The sequence below is a fragment of the Maribacter sp. MS6 genome (genome assembly GCF_056839185.1).
The window spans coordinates 1,892,379-1,916,601 of sequence record NZ_CM166389.1 but is presented as its reverse complement, the minus strand read 5'-3'; the positions used below and the strand labels follow the sequence as shown (position 1 = coordinate 1,916,601).

Genomic DNA, 24,223 nt, shown 5'->3' with positions numbered 1-24,223 from the left:
ACACTATGACATTTTCTACGACGATTGCGAAAAGATACGTTACGGATATTCTTATTATTGGTAGTGGAAGCGCCGGGTCTACTGCAGCTATTGCTGCAGCTCAAAGCAAGTACAAGGTTACCTTGATAGAACGTTACGGATTTCCTGGAGGTACCTCCACGCAAATGCTAGATACTTTCTATGGATTTTTTACACCTTCTGAAACTCCTAAAAAGATTGTGGGCGGCATACCCGATGGTATCGTAAACGAGTTGCTCAAAACCGGAGATATATTTTTACGACCAAATACCTATGGCGCCGGTACCGGGGTTAACTATAATCCGGAAAAATTGAAACAGGTATGGGACAATATTCTGTTGAAAAATGGGGTGGAACTTTTCTACCACACCACCTTGGTTGGTGTAGAGCACGTTGGAGAAAGCGTTACCTGCGTATTTTTTAATAAAGGGACTGGATTTTTCACTATTACCGCAAAACGTATCATAGATGCTTCAGGAGATGCAGATTACTGCCATTGGGCGGATATTCCCTATGAAAAAGCGGGAGAAAAAGAACCCGCACAAAGTATGACGACTACCTTTCGGATGTCCAACGTGGAACACGATATCTATGACGCAGCAGGGGGTAAGAAAATGTTAAAGGAAAAGATGGCGGAAGCTTATGCCAAGGGAACGCATCCATTACCGAGAAAAGAGGGGAGTGCACATGAGATGTGTCAGCCAAAATGTATATCTACGGTAGCCGTTAAAGTGGCCGATTTGGATCCCTTGGATGCAGAAGGTATGACCAAGGCCGAAATAGAGGGTAGGCGCCAAGCATTTATTTTTGAAGATTTTTTTAGAAAAGAAGTGCCAGGTTACCAAAATGCACGAATTATCGGGCTTTCCAATCAGATAGGGGTTCGCGAAACGAGAAGGGTCTATGGTAATTACCGACTAACCAAGGAAGATTGCATGCAAGCAAAAACCTTTGACGACCAAATTTTTCTTTGTGGTGCCCCTATTGAGGACCACCGTAAAAGTCAAGACGGTGGATCGGAAACCTTTTGGCAATACGTTCCGAACGGAGGAATTTACGGGGTTCCGTACGGTACCATAGTTCCCAAAGAAAGTCATAATACTTGGGTCGTAGGGCGCTGTTTTTCTGCAACTCATGATGCACATGCTTCGTGTCGTTCTATGGCACAGACCATGAGCATGGGTCAGGCCGCAGGGTTGGCTGCCGTAGTTTCTTTGACGCAAGACATAGATGCTAAGAATATCGATATAAAAATACTACAGGACAGCCTTATTCAGACAGGGGCAGTGTTGGAACTACCCAATACCGTTGCGGATATAACGCGTAACGGATGGGCAAACAATTGACGATATGAACGAGAAATTTTTTCGAACGGTTTGCGGAGACGTACCTAGCATAAGTATGGGGCTCACCTATTCGCATGAACATATTGTTATAGATGACTGCTATGTAACCGCAAAGCATCCAGAATTTTTATTGAACGATGAAAAGAAGATATCCGAAGAGCTTCTCAATTTTTTTAAAGCGGGAGGTAGAACGGTTATTGATACTATGCCCGCAAATGCTGGCCGTAATGTATTAAAATCGGTGGCGATAAGTAAAAGAAGTGGTGTGCACATCGTGGTGCCAACAGGTATTCATTTAGAACAGTATTATCCAGAGAACCATTGGCGTTATTCGTATTCCGAAGACGAGTTAACCCGACTATTTATTGCCGATATTGAAGAAGGAATTGATGCGTTCGACTATTCAGGACCTTTCGTGAAACGAACAAGGCATAAGGCAGGACTTATTAAATTAGCTACCGGAAACGACGCTTTTACCAAGCATCAGGAGCTTATTTTCAGAGCTGTGGTAAACGCTCACTTAGAAACCGGAGCACCTATTCTCACCCACACCAATTTTGGACGGCAGGCTTTAGAGCAGGCGTTGTTATTTGAAAAATTAGGGGCACATTTGGAGCATGTGGTGTTATCCCATGTGGACAGGGCCAAAAGCGTGGACTATAACCGCGCCGTGCTAGATGTTGGGGTACGGGTGGAATATGATAGCGCTTTTAGATGGAAGAAGGATGATATCAATTACACGCTAAACCTATTGACCCATTTACTGCCAGATTATCCAGAACAGATTACGATGGGTATGGATATGGCCAAGAATGCCTACTGGAAAAGTTATGGTGGTAGTCCAGGGTTAAATTATTTAATAGAGACTATTCCGGAATTCCTTAAATCAAAAGGATTGGAAGAACATTACCAAAAGTTGTTTTTCGATAATCCAAAATGCTTATACTCCTTTTTTTGATAGGGTCATTTTAGGTAAATCCTTTGTCTTACTTAAGGTTAAACATACCGACATTTGGCAGTTGATTTCTAGATTTTCGCTACTAATTACGAAAAGTAAGCATTACGGATAGGATACTCACTGGTATTACAGTACAGGTCTCCATAGAGGTTAAAACCTGGCTTACTGGTGGTAAACCGTACGGATATATGTAAAATTGGGTCCCCTTCCGAAAGTTCAAGGCATTTGGCAATTTCCTTGGTAGCCGGAATGGACCTTAATTCTTGCTCGGCACCCATAATTTCAATAAGATAGTTTTGACTAAGCGTTTTAAAGAAAGAGCCTTCAATGAATTCGGCCGGTTTAATGATTTCCATAGCGTTTAGGGCGTACCAGTTATTCTCCAGAACAACGGGCTTATTGTTAATGTGGCGTATCCGCTGAAAGTAAACACATTTTGATTTGCGTTCTTCACTTGTCAATCCAAACACAATAACTGGGTCCCAATACGTAATTTGAGGCACTGTGGTGATTGTCGTTTTTACCTCATAGTCAATCGCTCCTGAGAATCCTTTTACGGTTAAAAGTCCCAATGCTTTACGTCGTTCAATGACCTTACTTCCTTTGCCCTGCTCTTTTTCTATAAATCCCTCCCGTAACAATTCGTCCAATGCTTTTCTTACCGTAGTTCGCGTTGTTTTGAATTTTTCGCAAATTTCGTTTTCCGAGGGCAGGTAACTACCTACTGGATAAACCCCTGTCTGAATCCGTTTCTTTATATACTCTTGTACTTGGGAATATTTTTTGGTCGCTTTCAATTTATAGGTTTAAGAATACCATCTCTGTTTTGTGCACGTAAACGGTTGTTTTATTTCAAATTCTCTAACATCTCTTTTGTCGTTTTTTCTAGATCAAACGCTGCTTTCCAGCTCCAATCTTGTTGCGCATTTGTATCATCGATGCTACTTGGCCATGAATCGGCAATAGTCTGTCTAAAGTCAGGGTCGTACTTAATTTTAAAGTCTGGAAGTTCATTTTGAACACTTTTGGCTATTTCTCTAGGTGTAAAACTCATACCGGACAAGTTGTAGGAGGAGCGTATTTTGATGTTCTTTTCATCCGCCTCCATGAGCTGTAAGGTGGCACGGATGGCATCGTCCATAAACATCATAGGTAATGCGGTGTCCTCTTTTAGAAAACAGGTATATTCCCCTTCCGCAAGCGCTTTGTGATATATTTCCACGGCATAATCCGTAGTACCACCACCTGGCATGGTTTTCCAACTAATGAGCCCTGGATAACGTATACTGCGGACATCCACATTAAATTTATTAAAATAATACTCGCACCATCGTTCGCCACTCTGCTTGCTAATACCATAAACCGTGCTCGGTTCCATAATCGTATTCTGAGGCGTATCTTCTTTTGGCGTGTTAGGTCCGAATACGGCAATGCTTGATGGCCAAAAAATGGTATCTATCTTTTTTTCCTTACCAAGATTGAGCACATTAAAGAGCGAGTTCATGTTCAGATTCCAAGCGCGCATAGGAAATTTTTCAGCGGTTGCGCTTAACATAGCTGCCATCAAATAAACTTCACTTATGTCATAATAGGCTATAACCTCTTCCAGGGCATCATAATCCGTTGCATCTAATATTTCAAACGGGCCACTTTCCATTAAACTGTCATTACCTTCGCGGATATCACTAGCAACCACATGTTCCTTACCGTGTTTTTCGCGGAGAGCCAGTGTTAGCTCTGTTCCTATTTGTCCGCAAGCGCCTATTATCAATATATATTTCTGCATCTAAACAATGAGTTAAAACAATTAGAGTATAAAGATACCTTTTCTTAAAATTTGTACATTCGTCACATGGCAAAATTCTATTATTTATTTGTGCTGTTTCTTGTTTTTGTTTCTTGCAAGGATGGTCCTGTGGACCTTCAAGATGGTCAAGAAACCGAATGGGAAATAGTGACGAGCCAGCTTCCGGTAAAAATACCTTTAAATGGAAAATCAAACGCTATTGTTGCGGATTGGTTGGAATTTAAAACTTTTGACGCTAGTTTCGATCGTATGTATGATGTAACATATAGGGAAGATTTAGTTTTAATTATAGAGGATTTGGTGGAGAACCAAAAATTGCTAGAAGCGTCCAAGTATCCGGTTGAATTTGATATTCCACAAGTAAAAGGCCGACAAAAAGTTCTAAAAACCTTTATATTGAAAACGAAAGGAGACTTGGAATACCGTCAGGACCCTAAAGTTTCCCTAACTGAAATGATTGCTGCTTATAATAGCTTTCGCAATCAGTTTAACGTAGAGGTTAACAATACCCTTCCCGAAGATCTTATTCTTAATAAAACGGATTAGTCCCGAATTTTCTTCCGTAACTTAGATGGTATATATCGGTGATGATTACAAAAAACCATTTACAATCTTTGACGTTTAAGGGTCAGTGATTATAAATGGTTTTAGGTAAATAAATAAGTACTAACCCAACAAGGTGATTACTCCTTAGGTACCGCAGCTGTTGTTTTTTTGGATTCCAATGCTTGTTTGCTCAGACTGGCGAGATTAAAATCAGGATCGATGGCCAAAGCTTGGTCAATAAAACCGATGGCCGTATCTATATCGTTTTGATCCTTGTTAAATGCAACCAGAGCTTTTAGGTGTAAAAATGCTGCTTTAAGAGATGTTTCATAAGGTTGTTGGCGCTCATAGAAGGCATATTTCATGTCATCTTTTGCGTTTGCAATCCCATATTCTATGTGCGTGGTCGCGCCAGGTAGGTCACTTAATTGAATTTTAAGATCGGCCAGTTCATAGGCCAGATATGGATTGGGCATTCTGCTGTTCAACACTTCAAAATGCTCCAATGCTCGTTTGGGCTGGTTTAGGGCTTTCAAGGAAATAGCCTTTACTTGTACTGCAAGGTCAGAATCCGTAGCTACTTTTTCTATACCAATGGTATTCAACGCCTGCATGTGCTGATTTTCATTGGCGTAAATATAGGCAAGTGTGTCTCTTCGCTCTTGGCTTGGAGCTAGAATGTTCAGATGGGTAAGTGCATTAATTACACCGGTGACATCGCCCTGTAAACGCATTTCTTTATAGAATGCCTCATAGTGTTTCTGAAGATCGGTTGTTGTCTGCGCGCTAAGTACAATTCCAAATAGCATGGTAAGCGCAAGAAAAAGTTTTTTCATTCTGATTATTTTTTTAAGTGGGCTAAACTATTAAAATAATCTGTAAGAACTTGTTAAGGAAAGCTTTAAATATGCTAAAAAGAAAAAGACGCCACTTAGGGCGACTTTTATCTGTTAGATTATTGGATATGTTATGCTACGCTATGAGTAAGTTTTTGACCTGTAAAACTAGCTAACAACTGAGAATAAAAACCAATACTTTTTTCGTCTCTATCTATACAAGAACTAAGAAAGTTTTTAAGGTTGGCGAACAGCAGATTAGTATACAGGATTGGTAAATGTGTATTTACTTTCTTAGGGTCATATAAGGTATCATCGGTTACAATATCCATTTTGACACGGTGCCTGTGATAGTCTATAGTTACATCTGCGGCGTTATAGTATTTTTTTAGTAGCGCAATATGCAGCTCTTCATATTTATCAATGCTTTTAGGACTTCTACAACTTAAGGAAATCAACTTGTCCAATTCTAATAATATCTTCCCTTTTAATCTTGACTTTTCCATACTATATCAATTTAAGGTTTACATAAAGGTATGTATTTCATCGATAAGTACTTAAAAATCAGCTATATATTAACATGAATATAGCAGTTCTGTTGTGAAAAGTGCCAAAACCGTTGTCAACTAATACTACAATGATGTAAAGTTGACACTGATTTTAGTAAGAAAAACACTACAAAAATTAATAATTTTATACTTTTTTGGTAATGAGGAACTGTAATTGGGTAGTTCTAAACCTTTTTCAATCGCTTTTTGTGTGTAATAGTCTCGTTTTGTTGGATGTGCCGGATGTACTGCATTATATGTTTTGCCCCATTGCCGTTGATTAATAATTTCCTTTATTATAAGAATACAGTCATTTAGGTGAATGAGGTTTACCGGAGCATTTCCGTCCTTAAGATTTTCCTTTCCCGAAAGCATTGTAATAGGATGTCTATCCGGACCAATGAGTCCGCCAAACCGAACGATAGTGGTTTTGATTTTGTTGTTTTTTTTAAATAGCTGTTCACACTGGAGCAGTTGTTTTCCTGATTCCGAGGTCGGTTTAGGAGTTGTTTTTTCCGTAACGGTACCTTGGGCATCACTGTACACCGATGTGCTGCTCACAAAAACCACGTGTGTGATTGTACTGTTTTGGAGTTGCTCCAATAACAGTTGCATTTTTCCAACATAAGAGGCTTTAGGACCTGGCCCTCTCAATTTTGGAGGTACGTTTATAATCAACGTTTCACAACTGTTTAGAAAGTCTGTTATCGGGCCTTTTATTTCCGAATCGGATAATTCAATTTGAAAAGCCTGTATTCCTACCTTTTTTAAAAGATTCATTTTGTCTTTGGAGGTGGTAGTTCCAAAAATTGAATATCCTTCTACTTTCAAGCTTTTTGCTAGTGGCAATCCCAGCCAACCACAACCTATGATACCAATTGTCTTAATCAAATGTTACGGTTTGCGTGGTTAAAATGGCATCGTTCAAGATAAAGGGTTTTGGAATATTGTCCTCAGGCCTTTTAGGTATGGAAAATTGTTCGTTTTCCAACAAGTCGTTAGAGGCCTCATAAAGGGTGAGTTCTAAAACAGAATCCTTGGGAAGTTCCAAAACAATATCGGTGTAATCGTTATTACTAATGTAGTGAGTAACCAATTTCCCTCTATTTCGGTTCGCAAGAAAATAATCGGATAGTGCTATTCCATTTACCATGGCTTTTGATATCGTAATATCATTTGTAAAAAGTTCCAATCTGTTTACCTTACGCTGAGGTATTATACAGAAGTCCAGTATTCGTTTATCACCTATCACCGTATCCCTAGATATTTCTATTTTTGGACCTCGTATATTTTTTAAGGGAGCCTCCGATATGTAAGTGAACCCAGAACCATACTTACTGCTGATGGTGTTTTCGGATAATTGTTTGGGAACTGTTTTGTTTTCACCAATGTATTGGGCGGTCCAATCGGAAATAGTTTTGTCATAGGTTGCCCATTTTGATGTTTGATTATCCATATTCATCACGTATAACAGGCTTGTAGGCCTAGCATTGTCTACAGTAAAATTTGATGTCATATGTGCGGACACCAAAAAACCTAAACACAATAAAAAACTAAGCATGGCAAGTGCCAGTTGATTTCTGAACCTGGTAAATATAGGTAGCAAAAGGAAGAACATCAGCGTGGTCATTATCGTGCTCGCCACTAACATTTTTAGTCCAAGACCTACAGGAAACATCTCCACCAAAGGTGAAAATATGAATAAGGCTGGAAGACCTAAAAATACTAAAAGAAGGGCGTTAGGATTTTTTTGATGGATAAGGATGTATAAGGCTATTAACGCTCCGTAAACCGGAATTATAAAAAAGGATGCTCCTTGAAGGTATTGCGCAACTAAGCCACAAATAATAAGCCATAGAAAAATAGGGGCTACAAGAAGGTTAGGGGTTTTAACCACTCTTAATTTATGATAGGTATAAAAACATACACCCACAGAGAATAGGGTAAAGGCCAGAATGTATGCATGCCCGTTATACGTAAAGCCATGAAGTATATCTGCATAACTGGGATATAGCCATGTTAGAAAGGTCCAGCTGAAATAACCCACTAGGCCATTAATTCCTAACACAATCAACATGGGTAAAAAGCCTTTGAGTATATCCTTGCCATTGAGTACTTTTTTGCGTATTCCAAGGATTAGAAAAACAACGCAGAGGAGAACAGCGAGGGCCAACATGGGCCATATCCATTCAAAAGGATAGGAAACCATTTTAAAGAAAGGTACATTAAAGTAGACGTAATCGTTCAGACTTTTCATGGTACTCAAGTCTGTATCGCTGAAATGAGATAGCAGGGGCATCAGATAGCTGCCTTGGTGGGCAAGTGTGTTGCGGTCCAGTCGGTCATAATTATCCCGAACGGTATGGTAGTCAAAATGATCGTCTATGAAGGCAAAGTTGAAGCCTTCTATATCCGCATCCTCCCTAAAAACTGTTAGATCAGTATCGTTGGGGAGCATCTTGTAAATGCTATATGCCAAGGAGTTAGTTACAGGAAATTCTGGATTGGCAGCGATAAATTCTTTGATTAGATTCCCATTGCCACGGTTCGTTTCCATCAGCATGTAGCTTGCACCGCCACTACCTCTCGCTTCAAAATTAAGTACCAGTCCTACATCTTTTGTCCAAGGATGATTTTTCACAAACAGGCCAGCTCCATTTAGGCCTAGTTCTTCTGCATCTGTAATTAGAATGATGATGTCATTTTTAGGTTGTTTGTTTTTTGCTAAAAACACGCTTACACCCTCTAAGATAGTGGCTACACCACTGCCGGCATCACTTGCTCCAAGAGAAGAATGGGGGCTACTATCGTAGTGTGTGAGTAACAGCAGTGCTTTCCCCTTATTTGTTCCTTTTATTTTTGCGAGTATGTTTTCTGCTTTACTTAAATTCGCCCAATCTCCTGCTGTATATCCTTCTTGTATTGTAGTTTCAAGACCTAAACTAGTAAGTTCGTCAACGATATATTGCTTTACTTTTTGATGACCATTAAAACCGACACCATGGGGCTCTTGAGAGATTGCTTTTACATGGGTCAATGCCCTATCTGTGGAGAACTCGGTTTTAGGTGCATCTGCATCTTGGGTATAAACGGGTAATTGAGATTTAAAACTCCAATATATGGCGAGAATTATTAGGAGAAGGGTAAGTACAGATGTTGTTTTTTTCATTGGGTTAGTTGATAATCGAGATTCTATTGCTCAGAAGTTTTATTAAAAATTGTAAGTTTCCTCTTGTACAAAAACCTCTTGGGCTTGGTTATAAGTCATTTGCTTAGGTTCTAAAATTAGGAAATATTACCCTTTCAATGGCGGTTCATCGGTTTTTTTACAACATCCGTTATTTTTTGTTATCTTTAGTAATCAACCTTAAAACAAATACATATGGGAATCAAGAGCTTTCAAGGCGTTCGTAAGGCAGTTAAAAAAGAGTTTGATGCTCCTATTTTGGTCGAGGATTATATGACCAAAAAACTAGTAACGTTTAGTCCTGATCAGTCCATATTGGAGGTGATGGAGCAATTTGCAAAAAATCATATTTCTGGGGGCCCAGTTTTGGACAACAATGGTTTTTTGGTAGGTATTATCTCGGAAGCCGATTGTATGAAGCAAATATCTGAAAGCCGTTATTTTAACCAGCCTATATTGGATAAAAGTGTGGAGCGTTTTATGACGAAAAACGTAGAGACCATTCCACACGATATTTCTATATTCGATGCTGCGGGAATTTTTGTTAAACATAATAGAAGAAGACTTCCCGTTATGAAGAATGATGTTCTTGTAGGCCAGATTAGTAGGAAGGATATCGTTGTCGCTGCTTTAAAACTGAGTGGACATAATTATAAATAGAAAGTCCCCCATGTCCTCAAAGGCGGAAGTTTTTCTCGTACGTTAGCTTTAGCAATTAATGATTACAAATCGTTATGGCTCTGCCAAAACATCCCTTATTCCGATACTTTCTTAAATCGTTTGAAAAATTGTAAGTCAGGGAAGCGGCGGCTTAATACAAAATTTCTTGAGCACCATCAAACAATTACCACTAAGCGTAGTATTTCCCCTTTGGGGGTGAGGAGCCTTTTTTCTACTCCCGCTTCACAATCATATAAAAATCATTATCCAAAGGCAAGTAGCCCAAATCATAACAGAAGTAATAGGTAGTGCCTTTTTTGGTGGTGTAGAGGTTGGTGATAAAATCAAAATCGAAGCCTTTGTCCAATAGGCGTGTACGGGTGGTTTTGGTTTTGCCGTCGGTTAGTTTGTAACTGTCCAGTACCCGGTAATTTTTACGAAGACGGTTGTTAATGTTTCGGATAAGGTTCTTACTATCTTTGTTCACCCGATTGTTGTATGCGTTACGACAGTAATCATTGCAGAATTTTTTGTCTACACGGCCCATAATGACCGTATCACATTCCAAACAGGTTCGCTTTTCCACTTAGTTTCTTTTATAATTGAATTTCACTTCCTCTGCGGAGGTATCTTCGTTTTCAATGAGCCCGTAGATGTTGATTTCTTGGTCGCTAATACGTTCAAAAGTAAATCCTTCAAAGTACACACGGTTTTCTTCTGCTTTTACAAATTTGAAGGTTTGTACCTCGTCCTTTTCCTCCCATCCTTTCAGGTCTGAGCCAAAATGCTTGAGCTCAAAGACCAAAGAACCTTCGATTTCTCTTACATGTCCAATTTCATAAAAGTTTATTTCGTTGTCCGCTATTAACCTAAAAACGAACATCATAGCACCAGCCTCAGGCGGACTCCAAATTTCTTCGGTTATGCCGCCAAACGCCTCACCTCTCCAATGACCCGTCATCCATTCTATTTGTGATATGGATGCAGGCGGAGATGCTTCTCCCGCATTCAATGACATGGTGTTTTGTGCGGATAAAGTGGTGACCGACACAAATAAAAAAACAAGAAAACACTTCATTTTTAGCTCTTTATATGCATAAGATACAAATTATGGATGTTTAAAAGAATTTCAAGAGCCTTCTACTTTTATTTTATGATGCAACAATAGGCCAGGCAGACTTTTGAGGTGAAAGGATGCATCCGTCAGCATATTTTGTTCTGGATGTAAAGCAATGTTATATGCAGACCTGAAATCTGCCTTGCGTAGGTCGGTATTCGAAAATATGGCCTTATCCAAATCACAATAATCAAAAATGGCTTGCGAAAGGATGCTGTTAGAAAAATCTACCGCGATAAGCTTGCAATCTTTAAATCTTTGTGTCTTAAGTTCCATGTTGGTAAAAGAACTCAGGTTCAACCTGCAATCTATAAAGGAGAAATCCATAAGAAACTGGTTACACGATTCAAAATTTAGTCCCATCATTTTACATTGATTAAATCCTACTTCCTTAAAGGTCGTATTCGCTAAGTTGGCATTACTTAGGTTACAATCGATAAAGGTACATTCCATAAAATTCTGTCCATCCAAATAACCTTGGGAGAAATCGCAGGTTTTAAAAGTACAATTCTCAAATTCACCTCTAGGGAGGCGTTTTTTGGTAAAATCAACTCCCTTAAAAGTTTTATCAGATATGAAATTGGTCATTCGTGCGATTAAATTTACTCTTCGGTTAAGATAATAGCCGGTAGGTCCAATTCATTGTACAGGTCATTAAAATCGCGCATTTCCTGATTAATAATAGCATCATGCGTTGCCTTGTATCCTTGCCATTGTTGCAATAAGTCTTGCAAGCGCTCTTTGGATCCAGCGGTTAGCTTCGGTTCTACGGAAGCAACATAGCCGCGTAGATGCAGCAGTTGGGCGTTTAGCTTATTGGTGAAATTAATGACATCTTGGAAGGTCTTCTGTTTAGGTTGTATAAGGTTTTCCTCCCATACTGTAATACGCTTCACCAAGGAATCTCCTTTTTTAACCAGTTCAGAGGCGTCTTCGTTGTTTTTTAATAGTTCGCTGTATTGTTTTAGTTGTGATTTAGCAGAACGCATAGCATTTACTGCGGTATGTATACTACGTACGGTTTCTTCAATGGTAGTAAGCATTTCTTGTTGTTCCCTATAATCGGTCATATTCCCCTTTACCTTCGGATTCGGCAGAATGTTCACATTAGTCTCTGAACTGGCGTTCTCCGTACTTAGTCTTAACGTATACGTTCCAGGACCAACCGCAGAACCTTCATGTCCACCAAATAAAAACACCTTATCTATACTTGGTAAGCCATCTCTTCTGAAATCCCATGTAAATCGGTTATACCCTTGTTTGGATGGGAGTAATTCAGGTTTTGATGGTCCGCCTGGCCAAGATGAAAATTTCGTCGGTTTCTGATTGGTGATGGTGCGTATCACTTTTCCATTTTGAACGACTTCTAGGCTAAGCTTTATGGAATCTACTGCACTGTCCAAGTAATAATCGAAAGTAACACCACTTTTAGGGTTTTGGCCTAACCCTTGAACTGGTTTCTCCGTATGCCCCCCAAAATAGAGGTAAGTGTCCTTGGGTTTAAAAATAGTCAAGGCTTCTTTTGTCGTTACTATGTTTTGAATCGCTGCCACATCATCCAAAATCCAAAAGGCACGGCCCGATGTTGCAATTACTAAATCATTGTCCTGAATCGTTATATCATTGATGGGGACAACAGGCAGATTCAGTTGAAAAGGCTGCCAGTTAGCACCATCGTTTAGCGAGATAAATAGACCTGTTTCGGTGCCTGCATACAAGAGTCCTTTTTGAACTTTGTCCTCACGAACTACTCTGGTAAAGGTATGTTCACCTGTGATTCCATTTGTTATTTTTGTCCAAGTCTGGCCATAATCGGAGGTCTTAAAAATATAAGAATCTAAATCCATTGATTTGTAGCGCATAACCACAATATAGGCCGTTGCAGCATCATGGGGTGATACCTCAATAGAATTGATAATACCGTCTGTGATACCTGTAGGTGTAACATTGGTCCAGTTGTCCCCTCCGTCACGCGTTAGTTGTAGTATGCCATCATCTGTCCCTGCCCATAATATGCCTTCCTCAAGGGGAGATTCGGTCAAGTAGGTAATCGTATTGTAATTTTCCCCGCCTGCAGCTTCGTTGGTAAAGGGTCCGCCACCAGGCCCATGCTTTTCCTTTTCGTTTCGGGTCAGGTCTGGACTAATTGGAATCCAGCTCTGACCTTCATCGGTAGATTTGAAGACGACATTACCGGCGTGGTATATCGTATTTCGGTCATGCGGAGACGTGATAATAGGGGCGTTCCAGTTATACCTATATTTAGAATCCTTTGGTGCTATGCTGAGTCCCAATTCCGGATATTGTTTTATAGATTTTGATTCACCGGTAGCGGCATCCCATTTATCAATATTCCCTTGATAGGTGCCACCGTAAACGATAATTGGATTGTCAGGGTCAAAGGCTAGAAAAGCACTTTCCCCACCTGCGGTAGCGTTCCAGTCTTTCCATCCAATGCCTCTTCCGTTCGTACGGGATGCGGTAGCAACTGTAGAATTATCCTGTTGACCTCCATAGACATTGTAGGGAACCAAATTATCTGTAATTACACGGTAGAATTGTGCGGTATTCTGATTTTCTTGGGTACTCCAACTCTGTCCTCCATTATTGGAAACATTGGAGCCTCCGTCATTGGAGTTTATCATTTTCTGATTATTGTTCGGATGTATCCATAAATGATGGTTGTCTCCATGAGGTGTTGATAAGGGTGTAAAAGTCTTTCCGCCATCAATGGATTTGGTGACCGGTGCGTTTAATACATACACGGTATTTTCATTTTGGGTATCGGCAAAAATTTCCATGTAATACCAAGACCTAGCAATGTTGATGCGATCTTTGTTTACTTGCGTCCATTTTTTTCCTGCGTCGTCGGAACGGTATACACCGCCTTTTTCACCTTCTGCCTCAATAACGGCAAAGACACGTTCCGGATTGGCTCTGGATACCGATATGCCTGCCTTTCCAAATGCTGTAGGCAAACCTTCTTTTAATTGGTCCCAGGTAGTTCCACCATCTGTAGATTTATACAGCCCTGATGTTGAACCTCCAGATTCCATAATCCAAGGGTACCTGCGATGCTGCCAAAGGGCAGCGTATAAAATTAATGGATTTTTCATATCCATGCTTAGGTCAGATGCTCCCGTATTGTTATCTACAAATAATACATTGTCCCAGGTAGCGCCACCATCGGTAGAACGATAAATGCCGCGTTGTGCGTTAGGTCCATATTGAGCTCCTTGTGCTGCTACGAAAATGATATCCGGATTGGTAGGATGAATAATCACATCGGATATGTGTCTAGTTTCGTCCAGACCCATATGCTTCCAAGTTTTTCCTGCGTCGGTAGATTTGTATATTCCATCACCCATAGAGGTCATAACACCGCGGGCTGCATGCTCTCCCATTCCTACTACGACAATATTCGGATTGGTCTCCGAGACGGCAATGGAACCTACGGTAGCGGTTTTAAAGAAACCGTCTGAAACGTTTTTCCAACTGATACCGTCATCCGTTGTTTTCCAGACGCCACCACCAACAGTTCCTTGGTAATACGTCATTGGCTCACCTACAACTCCCGAAGAGGCAACACTTCTACCACCTCTAAAAGGACCAATATTTCGCCATTTTAGTCCGTGAAACATTGAATCTTGTACGGTAACTACCGGTTCCGTCGATTTCTTTTTTCTCCTTTGAGATTGCATGGTTATTGGAAGGATAAGTAGTGCAAGGAGCAGTAGTTTTATGGTTTTCATTTAGTATAAATTTAGTTGGTAGTATTCTTCAAATAAAGCGATGCGTAAAATAAGGGATATACTAGCTCTTTGGATATTTTTAAAATACACCAATGAATTTTAGATAATTAGTGGTACTTGTTCCGTCAGTTCGAGCGTAGTCGAGAACCATTCAGCTAAAATGCATTTCGACTGCGCTCATGTGACAATTAGTTTTTAATCCAAGCCACCTTTTCTGTTGGGACTTCTAGGTGTTGGCCATACCAATGGCTCACCAGTTCTACGACTTGTTCCGATTAAAGTTGCTTTCTCTCTTGAGGTCTTCTCTGAATCTTCAGATGCCATATAAGCTAAAATAGCTGTTAGGATTGCGTTGCTTCGGACATCATCAAAAACAATTTTATCGTAGGTGTCCAAATTCGTATGCCAAGTATAGTTCCAATAACTCCAACTTAATGAGCTTAGGGAAAATGCCGGAGCTCCTGCTGCTACGAAGGAGGCGTAATCAGATCCTCCACCAGCCGGACTTCCTGGAAATGTTGTTTCTATATGTTTAGTTATTTCCTCTGGAACTGATTCTAACCATTTGCCTAAATAATCATAGGCATGTAAAAAACCTTGCCCTGATAAGTTTACAACACGCCCTGTGCCATTATCCTGGTTGAAAACCGCCTGTACACCGGCCACAATATTAGGATTATCCTCTACAAAGGCCCTAGACCCGTTAAGCCCTTGTTCCTCGCTGCCCCATAGTCCTATAAGTATGGTTCTTTTGGGATTTGGATATACTTTTTTTAAGATACGTGCAGCTTCCATCATGGTAATGGTTCCAGTACCATTATCGGTTGCTCCTGTCGCTCCATCCCATGAATCAAAATGTGCGGAAAGTATCACGTACTCATCCGGAAGCTCGGTTCCCGGTATCGTAGCAATGGTATTAAAAGTAGGTACTTCACCCAATTCTTTTGATTCTGCTACTATCCGTATTTCCGGTTTTGAACCGTGTTCTACCATTCTATATAACATTCCATAGTCTTCCAGCGATAAATCAACCACCGGAATATTATCCGTTCCCGCACTAAAAATCTTGTTAGCACCGAACCCGTTAGACCAGCGAGATTGTGCAATCCCAGCAGCACCTGCTTTCTCCAAGGCTTTGTTTAAGGTTCTACTTGTGTATCCTGTATTTCGCATGTTTTCGCGCCACGTATTTTCTTGTACCTCACGTTCGGTTTTCATTTTTTCGAAAGATTCCTCAGTTGCAAATTCTTCCCAATTATAGTCCGGTCTACCTGTGGGCTGCAGCATACTCACCATGACTATTTTTCCTTTTACATTAGGTAGCCATTTAGCAAAGGCGATGGAGTCGCTTATTGTTGGTAAGGTAATCAGCGCAGCAGTAATTCCTTTTTTTCCTGTACTGGGATTCCAAGCCAATTGGGTCGCATGTAACGAAGCGATTCTCGGTGAAACCATATCCACGTGGGTGATGCCCCTTTCCCAGCCGCGCCATGTTCCCCATTGCTGATTTTCTGCGCTAATACCCCATTTATCGTATTCCTTAACCGCCCAATCGTGTGCAGTTTTCATTTGTGGTGTACCCACTAATCTAGGTCCGTTCACATCCATGAGCTCATGCGCCAGCCTTTCTAATTGGGAATTTTCGTTTGCCTCTTTTGTTATGGCCCCTACGACATCGGATATTTCTAATGTAGTCTGTGACCAAGCGATGGCACTACTAAACATCAGTGCAAGTATTAATGAAGTAACTATTTTTTTCATTTTTGAATGTTCTTAGGTTAAAATAGGTGACTAATATAACAATAAAGGAAAGGTTTAGGAAAGTGAAATCAATTCCTTTTTTTAATGCTCAGGATTTCGGGCCCGTTTAAGGATTGCACTCAATTGCCTTTTATCAAAATATTTTCCATTCTTAATCACGGCGTTGATGCTTTTGGTATTTGCGATATCATCAATCGGATTCGCATCCAGTAACACCAAATCGGCCCACATACCTTCTTGTACCAATCCTAACTCATGTTCTAAATTAAAATATTTTGCCGGGTTTACAGTGGCTGTTTTTAACGCTTCTAACGGAGGGAGACCAGCTTCGACTAACATTGCTAATTCCTCGTGCAAACTGAGGCCGGGAGTTAAAAGGGCTATCGGGCAATCGGTCCCAGCCATGATTTCAATTTTCGATTCGTGTATTTTTCTAACCATACCAATAAGCCAATCAGAGTACTGAATTTGAAATGGGGTAACTGGCATATTAGCTATGGATACTGCATTTTTTTTCCATTTTTCTTCAGTGCCTTCTGGTAAATAGGCAATACTTTCTTGCCATTCAGAGTTTTCAAAATGGCGATTGGTATAGAATGTAGCTAAAGCAAGGGTCGGAATTTGCCATGTTTGGTTTTTGGCCAAAACTGCGAGAATCTCGTCTGCTTTATAAGGGTCATAGTTCTTAACGGCCGTTTCCCTTTGAAGTTCATGGATTTTACTTCTTAAAGTACTTCCTGGACTATCCTTTTCAGCTTGCAACAGCTTTAATCGCTGTTGTAGTAATTCTTCGGAATTCGATGCACAGGACAATTCCAAATTCCGCATGTGCTCCATGCTATTAAGACCTGCATTTGAAGCACTAATGACATCCATGCTTAAGGGAACATGCCCCGTTACTTTGAGTCCTTTTTCCTTTGCCATTTTTATAATGATGGCAAACTGTTCCGGAGAGAGCATTTCATAGGCTTTCAGCAAATCAACACCTAAACTATCTAGTTCGTTTACTTTCTTGGCCGCGGCCTCAACGGTTTGCAAGCCAACAGATAGGGGAGGGTGCTGCGGAGTACTTCCATCATATACGTTGGGTGTTCCATCAAGTAAAGGACCAGCTATCATTACTCTAGGCGCATCGTTTGGATTCGCCAATGCCTTGTCTTTCCAAATTTTGACAAAGTCGATTTTACCACCGGTATCTCGAACACTCGTGATACCATATCCTAAAAATAAATCGAACATGCTTGGTGCTAAATCTTCCATATAGGCAAAATGTACATGTGCGTCCCATAGGCCGGGCATCAAGTATTTGCCAGTACCATCGATGATTTTGTTTTTTGGGGATAGTTGCAACGCTTTCGATGGCGCTACTTTCATGATCTTGTCTCCGTGAATAATGACGGTTTGATCTTTAATCAATCCGTCTTCAGGATGAATAATGCTTACATTTTGAATACAGATGGCATCCTCAAAAACCTCACCGTTTGGTTGGCAAGAGCTGAATAGTAACAAAAGTAAAAGGGATGGAAATTTTAATACGTTTTTCACAGATATTTTTAGTTTAATTTTTTATCCAAAGCTAAAATTGTGTGTAACAAAACATTTGCCCCATTGGCCATGTCCTCGGCAGAAGTAAACTCTTTTGGAGAATGGCTTATTCCACCTCTGCTTGGCACAAAGATCATTCCAGTCGGAGCAATCAATGCCATATCTTGTGCATCATGACCGGCACCACTGGGCAATCTTTTCGTTGTAAGTCCAAGTTTAGTTGCCGATGCAGCAATTTCATCTTGAATGGCGGCCGTCATGATTGCCGGGTCGGCTGTGGTGTCCAAGGGTCTGAAGTCAATTTGCACATTGGAAGTCTTTGCGATTTCAGTTGCCTTGGTTTTGATGGTGTCATAAACGTTTTCAATCCTTTCCAAGGATAGGTCTCTAATCTCCAAACTAGTCAACACCTTGCCCGGAATCACATTAGGTGCCCCTGGCTCTGCTGTAATCATACCAACGGTTCCTACTTGGGCCCCATCAAAACTAGTAGTTACCTCATTTACGGCAACGATAAATTTTGCTGCTGCCAACAAGGCATCTTGTCTTGCGTTCATGGGTGTTGTTCCTGCATGGTTGGCAAAACCTGTAAATTCGACCTCCCACCATTTTAGGCCGACGATACCTTCAACGATTCCGATTTGGATATTTTCCTTTTCAAGCGTGCCGCCTTGTTCTATGTGTAGTTCTAAGAATGCCGCCAATTCACCTTTTTCACGCGCTACCTCCTCGATTCGAGTTGTATCTCCTCCGAGTCGCATAATTCCTTCTCCCATAGAATAACCGGTAGAATTCACTATGGGCAATGCTTCTTTCCCTAAATGTCCAGCAATGGCCCTGCTTCCCATAACACCGCCTTCCTCATTAGAAAAAATTATAATTTCTAAAGGATGGTTGGTTTTTATCTTATTTTCTTTAAGTATTTCTAACACCTCTAAAGATGCCATGGACCCCACGCAGCCATCGTAGTTTCCTCCATTAGGCACACGGTCTATATGGGAACCGAACGAAATAGGTTTTAAGGACGGTTTTTTTCCTTCACGTCTGCCAATAATATTTCCTGCATAATCGATATGAACCTTTACATCGAGTCCTTTTAAGATGGCTATTACCCACTGCTGTGCGGCAATATCCGCATCGCTAAACGCTACGCGTTCGGTTTCTCCATTCTCTTGAATCCCAAATTTTGCTAAATCCATAATACGCTGTTCTAGGCGATTTTGATTTACCGTAACTTGTGCAAAAGTCAACCACGTGAAAAAATAAATTAGGGAACTGAATACGGCTTTATATTTCATAGTATGTTATTAATTTGATGCCAAACCTGCCCGATTAAAAACACAGTCCTTAGTTGGGGTGTTATTGCTTAGAAGTGCAATCGTATTTTCTACTGTCATGGTGCACATTTTGGTATAGGTTGTGCTCGTGAGACTGCCTACGTGGGGTGTGATATACGAATTTGGATGTTTAGTTATGGTATCGTCTATCTCCGGTGGTTCTGTTGCTAATACATCTGCTGCGAACCCCCCAATCGTATTATTTTCCAACGCGAGTGTCAATGCCTTCTGGTCGATGATGCCTCCCCTAGCCGTATTGATGAGCAGTGCACTGGGTTTCATTAGTGATAAGGCTTTTTTGTCTATCAGCTTTTCTGTCTGAGGGGTCAAGGGAAGATGCAGACTGATGCAGTCGGCCGTCTTTAAAACCTCTTCAAAGGTTTCAAAAGAGTGGAGCACGTCCTCCTTTTGTGCGCTCCAATAAATTACTTTCATTCCCATGGCATTAGCTATGCGGGCTACTTTTTTCCCAATATTTCCCATCCCTAAAATTCCAAGCGTTTTACCGTGTATTTCATCGCCGCTATAGTTGGCGCGTTCCTGCCATTGATTTTCTTTGACCATTGTGATGGCACTGTAAAGGTTGCGTTGTAAAATTAATAGCAAAGAGATAGTGTGTTCCGCTATGGTATTGGCATTGGAGTTGGGAGCGTTTACCACTTTAATACCTCTTTTAGTTGCTTCGGTCACATCAATATTATCCAGACCTACTCCACAACGGGCAATGATTTTTAGGTCTGGTAATTGCTCCATCAATTCCGTTCTAACCTGACCTTTGCCACGGGTGATGATAGCATCGATTTGATGCGTTTTTATGGCTTTTTTTAAGGTGGTTTCGTCAAACCCAATGACTGTAGTCACATTATTTGATGCTTCAAGTATTTGCATTGCCTCATCGGCAATGGTTTCTAATAATAGAATTGTATGCCCCATTTATTTCTTGTGGTATAAGGTAGCATCCTTGGTTTTATATCCTCTAAAATCGTTTCTGCCGGAAACATAAATCCCTTCTTTGAACAATTCGTCTTCAAATATTTTCGGGTCGATAGCTGCATTCGGAGCACATGAAATTTCAATAAGATTTCCCGAAGGATCGCGAACGAACATTTGAATAGGACCATCCGGTAATTGTCGCACATGTCCCCATGGTTTTATATCGATAACACCGAGTTCCTTCATCCGGTGAAAAATGGTATTGATATCATCTACCTGCACGCAAATATGTCCGCGAAAGGAATAAACATCTTCCCATTCCGTTAGATGCAATTGCTGCTCCTCATTAAATTTAAAAAACGCTGTGGGATAATCAAAAAGAAAGGCTGGAATGGGTTCGAGTCCTAGTTCATTTTCATAGAATTTACAAGCCTCCTCTAGGTTGCTTACCACCAATGCCACGTGATTGATTTGTATTGCTTTTGCCATCGTCTTACTGTTTAAATTCGTTTACAAAATCCCAGTTAGGGGTGAGTCCCAAACCAGGTGCATCAGGTTCGGGAAGCATACCGTTTTCGTCCACACTTATTTGCTCTTCCACTAAGTCGTACATCATAGGATTTCCACCTAGGGAAAATTCTATAACATTCGCCGATGTGGAAGCAAAAGCGACCGAAGCACCTGCCATAAAAGAAAAGGCAGAACCCCAACAGTGGGGCGCCAATTCTAGCTGATAGGTATGCGCCAATTGTGATACGCGCATGGCTTCGGTGATACCGCCAATAATGGCGCAATCTGGTTGTAGTACATCCAAAGCGCGCTCGGCAATCAGATCTCGAACATCAAATGCGGTGTATTCGCTTTCGCCAGCGGCAATGGGAATATGGGTATTGGCGCGTACTTCAGCGGTACCAATCTTGTTGTCGGGACTTATAGGTTCTTCAAACCAATAAAGATTGCAATCTTCAACGCCTCTACAAAACTGTTTTGCTTCTGGAACGCTAAAAGTGCCGTGGGCGTCCGTCATCAACTTGATGTTGTCGGGCAGTGCTTTTCGTGCCGCTTTTACACGGTCAATACTTGCTTGAACGGTCTCATCCATAATACCTACCCGCATTTTCACGCCTGAAAATCCTTTTTTTGTATAGGAGAGGAGTTGATCCCCAATGGCGTCGACCTTTGCCCAGCCACCACTAGCATAGGCGGGCATTTTATCCCTACAGCTCCCACCCAGGAGTTCTACGACAGGTACGCCCAAAGCTTTTCCTTTTAAATCCCAAAGAGCGGTATCAATACCGCTCATGGCAGATACGGTTAATCCCCGTCTACCTAAAACTGGGAATTTACGTCCTCGCGACAGCGCATAATGGTCTCGTGTTCCATTGTAGATATGTTCCCAAATTCTAGAGATATGTCGCGCATCTTTCCCTAGTAAAATAGGTTTGATTTCATTTTCAATACAGCTCACGATACTGGCGCAAGAACCAGAAGAGCCAACAGCTGCCTTTGCCTCACCAAAACCTTGAAGTCCGGAATCATTGGTTACTACCACTAAGGTCATGTCGAAATTGGTTAACAAGCCATAATCCGAAAAATGTTGTTTTTCTTTTGGAATGGGGCATCGCAGCCAAAAAGCTTCCACGTTGGTGATTTTCATATTATAGAAAAGGGTTTAATGTATCCACTGATTTCTGGGTTAACATAGAATAAAATTCTTCCGTCATTGCCGAGCTTCCATGATCCTGTAAAAATTTGAGTTGTTCGTCGCTTAGTCCAACCGGAGCAGTATCAATGGAGTTGGGATATTGATTTGCAGGTGTGCGGTCTATGGGCGGACAAAATTCTACAGATAGCACCTTGTCATAACCAATTTGTTTCAAAGTCTCCATAATGCGTTTCCAATCTAGATGCCCCATACCGGGAGCCATACGATTGTTATCCGCTACGTGAAAATTAATCAATCGATCACCTACCTTTTTTATGGTAGCGAACATATCGGCTTCCTCTAAATTCATATGGAAGGTATCGAGGCAAACGCCGCAATTGGCCCCAACAGCTTCGGCCAAGGCTAGTGCTTGAGCTCCGCGATTAATAAAATAAGTCTCAAACCTATTTATAGGTTCAATACCTATTTTAAGTCCGTTCGCCTCCGTGTATTCATATACTTCTTTAATTCCTTCTACGGCCCATTCCCATTCAACTTCAGGTCGTGCATCTGGGATTATTTTACCTACGGTAGCCGGAACTAGCGATATCACTTTTCCTCCAAGTTCTTTTACCATTTTTGCGACATCCAACACATATTGTATGGATAGCTGACGTTGCGCAGCGTCTTTGGCTAGCATATTCCGCTCCTCTAGCATTAAGGTAACGGAACCCCAACATTGCAACTTGTATTTGTCCAATAGTATTTTGACTTCTTTGGTGTCATAGTTTTCTGGAGTGCCCTGAACCTCTAAATGGGTATACCCCATTGCCGATATACGCGCCATAGTATCTTCTAAAGATTCCGCACGCATCCAGTTGTGTATGGCTAATTTCATTCTATTTCCGTTTTCCAAGTTTTGAAATAGAAAGATAATTGAAATATTTTGAAAATAAGTTATTTTTTCAACAACTTGATAATCAGTAATAAAAAAGTTTTCAAACGACAACAAACGATTACAAACGAAAGTAAATATTTTGTAACCGAATAATTTTTGAAGTCGGGTTTAGGTTTGCAGTGTCAAGTCAAGGTGGCTTGGTATTACAAACAATAATTAGTAAAACATAGGATTATGAATGCACTTAAAAACAGAGTACAGTTAATTGGAAACTTAGGCCAAGACCCAGAAATCGTAACACTTGACGGAGGCGCTAAACTGGCTAAATTTTCTATAGCGACCACAGATAGCTACAAGAACGCTAAAGGCGAAAAAGTGGAGGACACGCAATGGCACAATATTGTAGCCTGGGGCAAAACGGCAGACATCGTTGATAACTATTTGACCAAAGGAAAGCAAGTGGCTGTAGACGGTAAGTTAACACACCGATCTTACGAAACCAAGGAGGGTGAAAAGCGCTATTTCACAGAAGTTCGTTGCAATGAATTATTGATGTTGGGGAAGTAGGGTAAATATCACTACCTATTCAAGAGGAGGTACGACGAAGTAATCTCCTTGTTTCGAGCGACAAAGTTCTCTGTTTGCGGAATATACTCTAAAAACCTTCTGTAATATGATTCAACAGATTGCTTCGGCTGAAAAGCCTCGCAAAGACGTTTTTTTATCATGCGTCTTCACGAGGAGGTACGACGAAGTGATCTTTTTGTTATGAGTACGTAGATTTTTTGTACACACAATAGCATCGAAACTTTGATTCAACAGATTGCGGCGGCCACTCCTAACCGGACGCTTACTAAATTCATCAAATTGCAAAAATCATTTGTTTATTTCATGTCCAATAAAAACAATACTGTAATTTATATTGGCGTGACAAGTAATTTGGTCAAAAGGGTGTATCAGCACAAGACCAAATTTTATAAAGGATTTACTGCAAGATATAATTGTGATAAGTTAGTTTTTTATGAAGATTTTATTAGAGTTGAACTAGCTATTTCAAGAGAAAAGCAGTTAAAGTCTGGTAATCGTAAACGTAAGGAAAGTTTAATTGCCAATATGAACCCCAATTGGGATGATTTGTCTGAAGGCTGGCTATTCTTTTTTGATTAAAAACCTTGTAGTGACCTTTTCAATGTACGTCTTCATGAGCAGGTAGGACAAAGTAATCTGTTTGTTCTCGTTGAGAAGGTTTTTTAATGCTCCAGTAATTGGCTTGGGAACATTGATTCCATAGATTGCTTCGGCCAAAAAATAGCATCACAATGACAGAAT

At 40.6% G+C, this 24,223-nt stretch carries 23 protein-coding genes; 6 read left to right on the top strand and 17 right to left on the bottom strand.

The features are described 5' to 3' along the window. The first annotated feature begins 5 nt into the window (after nt 1-5). Together MS6x_RS08490 and MS6x_RS08485 are read left to right on the top strand one after the other, a co-directional pair. A complete protein-coding gene (locus tag MS6x_RS08490; protein WP_482606848.1) occupies nt 6-1,364 on the top strand; it encodes an FAD-dependent oxidoreductase in 1,359 nt (452 codons plus the stop codon). Nucleotides 1,365-1,368: 4 nt separating this feature from the next. Continuing rightward, the gene (locus tag MS6x_RS08485; RefSeq protein ID WP_482606847.1) at nt 1,369-2,322 is read left to right on the top strand and encodes a phosphotriesterase family protein; all 954 of its coding nucleotides are present in this window, start codon (nt 1,369-1,371) and stop codon (nt 2,320-2,322) included. An 86-nt stretch (nt 2,323-2,408) separates the two neighbouring features. Here MS6x_RS08485 and MS6x_RS08480 read toward each other — a convergent pair whose 3' ends face one another. Both MS6x_RS08480 and MS6x_RS08475 read right to left on the bottom strand, forming a co-directional pair. Beyond that, entirely contained in the window at nt 2,409-3,119 is a 711-nt protein-coding gene (locus MS6x_RS08480) for a GntR family transcriptional regulator (protein WP_482606846.1), read from the bottom strand. Nucleotides 3,120-3,169: 50 nt separating this feature from the next. Further along, on the bottom strand, nt 3,170-4,108 hold the full coding sequence (locus tag MS6x_RS08475; RefSeq protein ID WP_482606845.1) for an NAD-dependent epimerase/dehydratase family protein: 939 nt from the start codon (nt 4,106-4,108) through the stop codon (nt 3,170-3,172). Nucleotides 4,109-4,174: 66 nt separating this feature from the next. On the opposite strand from MS6x_RS08475, the gene MS6x_RS08470 reads away from it, so the two are divergent. Further along, nucleotides 4,175-4,675 (top strand): hypothetical protein, encoded by a 501-nt coding sequence (locus MS6x_RS08470; protein ID WP_482606844.1) that lies wholly within the window; start codon nt 4,175-4,177, stop codon nt 4,673-4,675. 137 nt (nt 4,676-4,812) lie between these two features. Here MS6x_RS08470 and MS6x_RS08465 read toward each other — a convergent pair whose 3' ends face one another. From MS6x_RS08465 to MS6x_RS08450, 4 genes are all read right to left on the bottom strand, one after another. Then, entirely contained in the window at nt 4,813-5,511 is a 699-nt protein-coding gene (locus tag MS6x_RS08465) for a hypothetical protein (protein ID WP_482606843.1), read from the bottom strand. Nucleotides 5,512-5,642: 131 nt separating this feature from the next. Next, a complete protein-coding gene (locus MS6x_RS08460; RefSeq protein WP_482606842.1) occupies nt 5,643-6,017 on the bottom strand; it encodes a hypothetical protein in 375 nt (124 codons plus the stop codon). 126 nt (nt 6,018-6,143) lie between these two features. After that, the gene (locus tag MS6x_RS08455) at nt 6,144-6,950 is read right to left on the bottom strand and encodes an SDR family oxidoreductase (RefSeq protein WP_482606841.1); all 807 of its coding nucleotides are present in this window, start codon (nt 6,948-6,950) and stop codon (nt 6,144-6,146) included. Further along, nucleotides 6,943-9,228, bottom strand: a complete 2,286-nt coding sequence (locus MS6x_RS08450; RefSeq protein ID WP_482606840.1) for a M28 family peptidase — start codon at nt 9,226-9,228, stop codon at nt 6,943-6,945. The genes MS6x_RS08455 and MS6x_RS08450 overlap by 8 nt, the downstream gene beginning before the upstream one ends. 213 nt (nt 9,229-9,441) lie before the next feature. On the opposite strand from MS6x_RS08450, the gene MS6x_RS08445 reads away from it, so the two are divergent. Continuing rightward, the gene (locus MS6x_RS08445) at nt 9,442-9,906 is read left to right on the top strand and encodes a CBS domain-containing protein (RefSeq protein ID WP_482606839.1); all 465 of its coding nucleotides are present in this window, start codon (nt 9,442-9,444) and stop codon (nt 9,904-9,906) included. Between the two features lie 232 nt (nt 9,907-10,138). Here the strand turns inward: MS6x_RS08445 and MS6x_RS08440 are convergent, their stop codons facing one another. The 11 genes from MS6x_RS08440 to MS6x_RS08390 form a co-directional block, all read right to left on the bottom strand. Then, complete coding sequence (locus MS6x_RS08440) at nt 10,139-10,453, bottom strand: hypothetical protein (RefSeq protein ID WP_482607152.1); 315 nt, start codon at nt 10,451-10,453, stop codon at nt 10,139-10,141. A gap of 39 nt (nt 10,454-10,492) precedes the next feature. After that, the gene (locus tag MS6x_RS08435) at nt 10,493-10,984 is read right to left on the bottom strand and encodes a DUF6265 family protein (protein ID WP_482606838.1); all 492 of its coding nucleotides are present in this window, start codon (nt 10,982-10,984) and stop codon (nt 10,493-10,495) included. Between the two features lie 51 nt (nt 10,985-11,035). Continuing rightward, the gene (locus tag MS6x_RS08430) at nt 11,036-11,611 is read right to left on the bottom strand and encodes a pentapeptide repeat-containing protein (RefSeq protein WP_482606837.1); all 576 of its coding nucleotides are present in this window, start codon (nt 11,609-11,611) and stop codon (nt 11,036-11,038) included. Between the two features lie 14 nt (nt 11,612-11,625). Continuing rightward, nucleotides 11,626-14,775, bottom strand: coding sequence for a WD40/YVTN/BNR-like repeat-containing protein (locus MS6x_RS08425; protein ID WP_482606836.1), 3,150 nt, complete (start codon nt 14,773-14,775; stop codon nt 11,626-11,628). Nucleotides 14,776-14,970: 195 nt separating this feature from the next. Beyond that, entirely contained in the window at nt 14,971-16,536 is a 1,566-nt protein-coding gene (locus MS6x_RS08420) for a M20/M25/M40 family metallo-hydrolase (RefSeq protein ID WP_482606835.1), read from the bottom strand. Nucleotides 16,537-16,617: 81 nt separating this feature from the next. Then, nucleotides 16,618-18,081: an amidohydrolase family protein gene (locus MS6x_RS08415; RefSeq protein WP_482606834.1), complete on the bottom strand. Its 1,464-nt coding sequence runs from the start codon at nt 18,079-18,081 to the stop codon at nt 16,618-16,620. Between the two features lie 8 nt (nt 18,082-18,089). Continuing rightward, nucleotides 18,090-19,379: a M20 family metallo-hydrolase gene (locus tag MS6x_RS08410; protein WP_482606833.1), complete on the bottom strand. Its 1,290-nt coding sequence runs from the start codon at nt 19,377-19,379 to the stop codon at nt 18,090-18,092. Between the two features lie 9 nt (nt 19,380-19,388). Continuing rightward, the gene (locus tag MS6x_RS08405; RefSeq protein ID WP_482606832.1) at nt 19,389-20,351 is read right to left on the bottom strand and encodes a 2-hydroxyacid dehydrogenase; all 963 of its coding nucleotides are present in this window, start codon (nt 20,349-20,351) and stop codon (nt 19,389-19,391) included. After that, the gene (locus tag MS6x_RS08400; protein WP_482606831.1) at nt 20,352-20,840 is read right to left on the bottom strand and encodes a VOC family protein; all 489 of its coding nucleotides are present in this window, start codon (nt 20,838-20,840) and stop codon (nt 20,352-20,354) included. A gap of 4 nt (nt 20,841-20,844) precedes the next feature. Then, nucleotides 20,845-22,008: a mandelate racemase/muconate lactonizing enzyme family protein gene (locus MS6x_RS08395; protein ID WP_482606830.1), complete on the bottom strand. Its 1,164-nt coding sequence runs from the start codon at nt 22,006-22,008 to the stop codon at nt 20,845-20,847. 1 nt (nt 22,009) lies between these two features. Next, complete coding sequence (locus tag MS6x_RS08390; protein WP_482606829.1) at nt 22,010-22,894, bottom strand: sugar phosphate isomerase/epimerase family protein; 885 nt, start codon at nt 22,892-22,894, stop codon at nt 22,010-22,012. A 234-nt stretch (nt 22,895-23,128) separates the two neighbouring features. Between MS6x_RS08390 and MS6x_RS08385 the strand changes: the two genes are divergently transcribed. Further along, entirely contained in the window at nt 23,129-23,461 is a 333-nt protein-coding gene (locus MS6x_RS08385) for a single-stranded DNA-binding protein (RefSeq protein WP_482606828.1), read from the top strand. A 300-nt stretch (nt 23,462-23,761) separates the two neighbouring features. Further along, entirely contained in the window at nt 23,762-24,061 is a 300-nt protein-coding gene (locus MS6x_RS08380) for a GIY-YIG nuclease family protein (protein ID WP_482606827.1), read from the top strand. Nucleotides 24,062-24,223: the final 162 nt, after the last annotated feature.

What these genes read in the sequence shown, in the direction of transcription:
- MS6x_RS08490 (WP_482606848.1), top strand. Translation starts at nt 6, where the DNA reads ATGACATTTTCTACGACGATTGCGAAAAGATACGTTACGGATATTCTT.
- MS6x_RS08485 (WP_482606847.1), top strand. Translation starts at nt 1,369, where the DNA reads ATGAACGAGAAATTTTTTCGAACGGTTTGCGGAGACGTACCTAGCATA.
- MS6x_RS08475 (WP_482606845.1), bottom strand. Translation starts at nt 4,108, where the DNA reads ATGCAGAAATATATATTGATAATAGGCGCTTGCGGACAAATAGGAACA.
- MS6x_RS08470 (WP_482606844.1), top strand. Translation starts at nt 4,175, where the DNA reads ATGGCAAAATTCTATTATTTATTTGTGCTGTTTCTTGTTTTTGTTTCT.
- MS6x_RS08465 (WP_482606843.1), bottom strand. Translation starts at nt 5,511, where the DNA reads ATGAAAAAACTTTTTCTTGCGCTTACCATGCTATTTGGAATTGTACTT.
- MS6x_RS08460 (WP_482606842.1), bottom strand. Translation starts at nt 6,017, where the DNA reads ATGGAAAAGTCAAGATTAAAAGGGAAGATATTATTAGAATTGGACAAG.
- MS6x_RS08450 (WP_482606840.1), bottom strand. Translation starts at nt 9,228, where the DNA reads ATGAAAAAAACAACATCTGTACTTACCCTTCTCCTAATAATTCTCGCC.
- MS6x_RS08445 (WP_482606839.1), top strand. Translation starts at nt 9,442, where the DNA reads ATGGGAATCAAGAGCTTTCAAGGCGTTCGTAAGGCAGTTAAAAAAGAG.
- MS6x_RS08440 (WP_482607152.1), bottom strand. Translation starts at nt 10,453, where the DNA reads ATGGGCCGTGTAGACAAAAAATTCTGCAATGATTACTGTCGTAACGCA.
- MS6x_RS08435 (WP_482606838.1), bottom strand. Translation starts at nt 10,984, where the DNA reads ATGAAGTGTTTTCTTGTTTTTTTATTTGTGTCGGTCACCACTTTATCC.
- MS6x_RS08430 (WP_482606837.1), bottom strand. Translation starts at nt 11,611, where the DNA reads ATGACCAATTTCATATCTGATAAAACTTTTAAGGGAGTTGATTTTACC.
- MS6x_RS08425 (WP_482606836.1), bottom strand. Translation starts at nt 14,775, where the DNA reads ATGAAAACCATAAAACTACTGCTCCTTGCACTACTTATCCTTCCAATA.
- MS6x_RS08420 (WP_482606835.1), bottom strand. Translation starts at nt 16,536, where the DNA reads ATGAAAAAAATAGTTACTTCATTAATACTTGCACTGATGTTTAGTAGT.
- MS6x_RS08410 (WP_482606833.1), bottom strand. Translation starts at nt 19,379, where the DNA reads ATGAAATATAAAGCCGTATTCAGTTCCCTAATTTATTTTTTCACGTGG.
- MS6x_RS08405 (WP_482606832.1), bottom strand. Translation starts at nt 20,351, where the DNA reads ATGGGGCATACAATTCTATTATTAGAAACCATTGCCGATGAGGCAATG.
- MS6x_RS08400 (WP_482606831.1), bottom strand. Translation starts at nt 20,840, where the DNA reads ATGGCAAAAGCAATACAAATCAATCACGTGGCATTGGTGGTAAGCAAC.
- MS6x_RS08395 (WP_482606830.1), bottom strand. Translation starts at nt 22,008, where the DNA reads ATGAAAATCACCAACGTGGAAGCTTTTTGGCTGCGATGCCCCATTCCA.
- MS6x_RS08390 (WP_482606829.1), bottom strand. Translation starts at nt 22,894, where the DNA reads ATGAAATTAGCCATACACAACTGGATGCGTGCGGAATCTTTAGAAGAT.
- MS6x_RS08385 (WP_482606828.1), top strand. Translation starts at nt 23,129, where the DNA reads ATGAATGCACTTAAAAACAGAGTACAGTTAATTGGAAACTTAGGCCAA.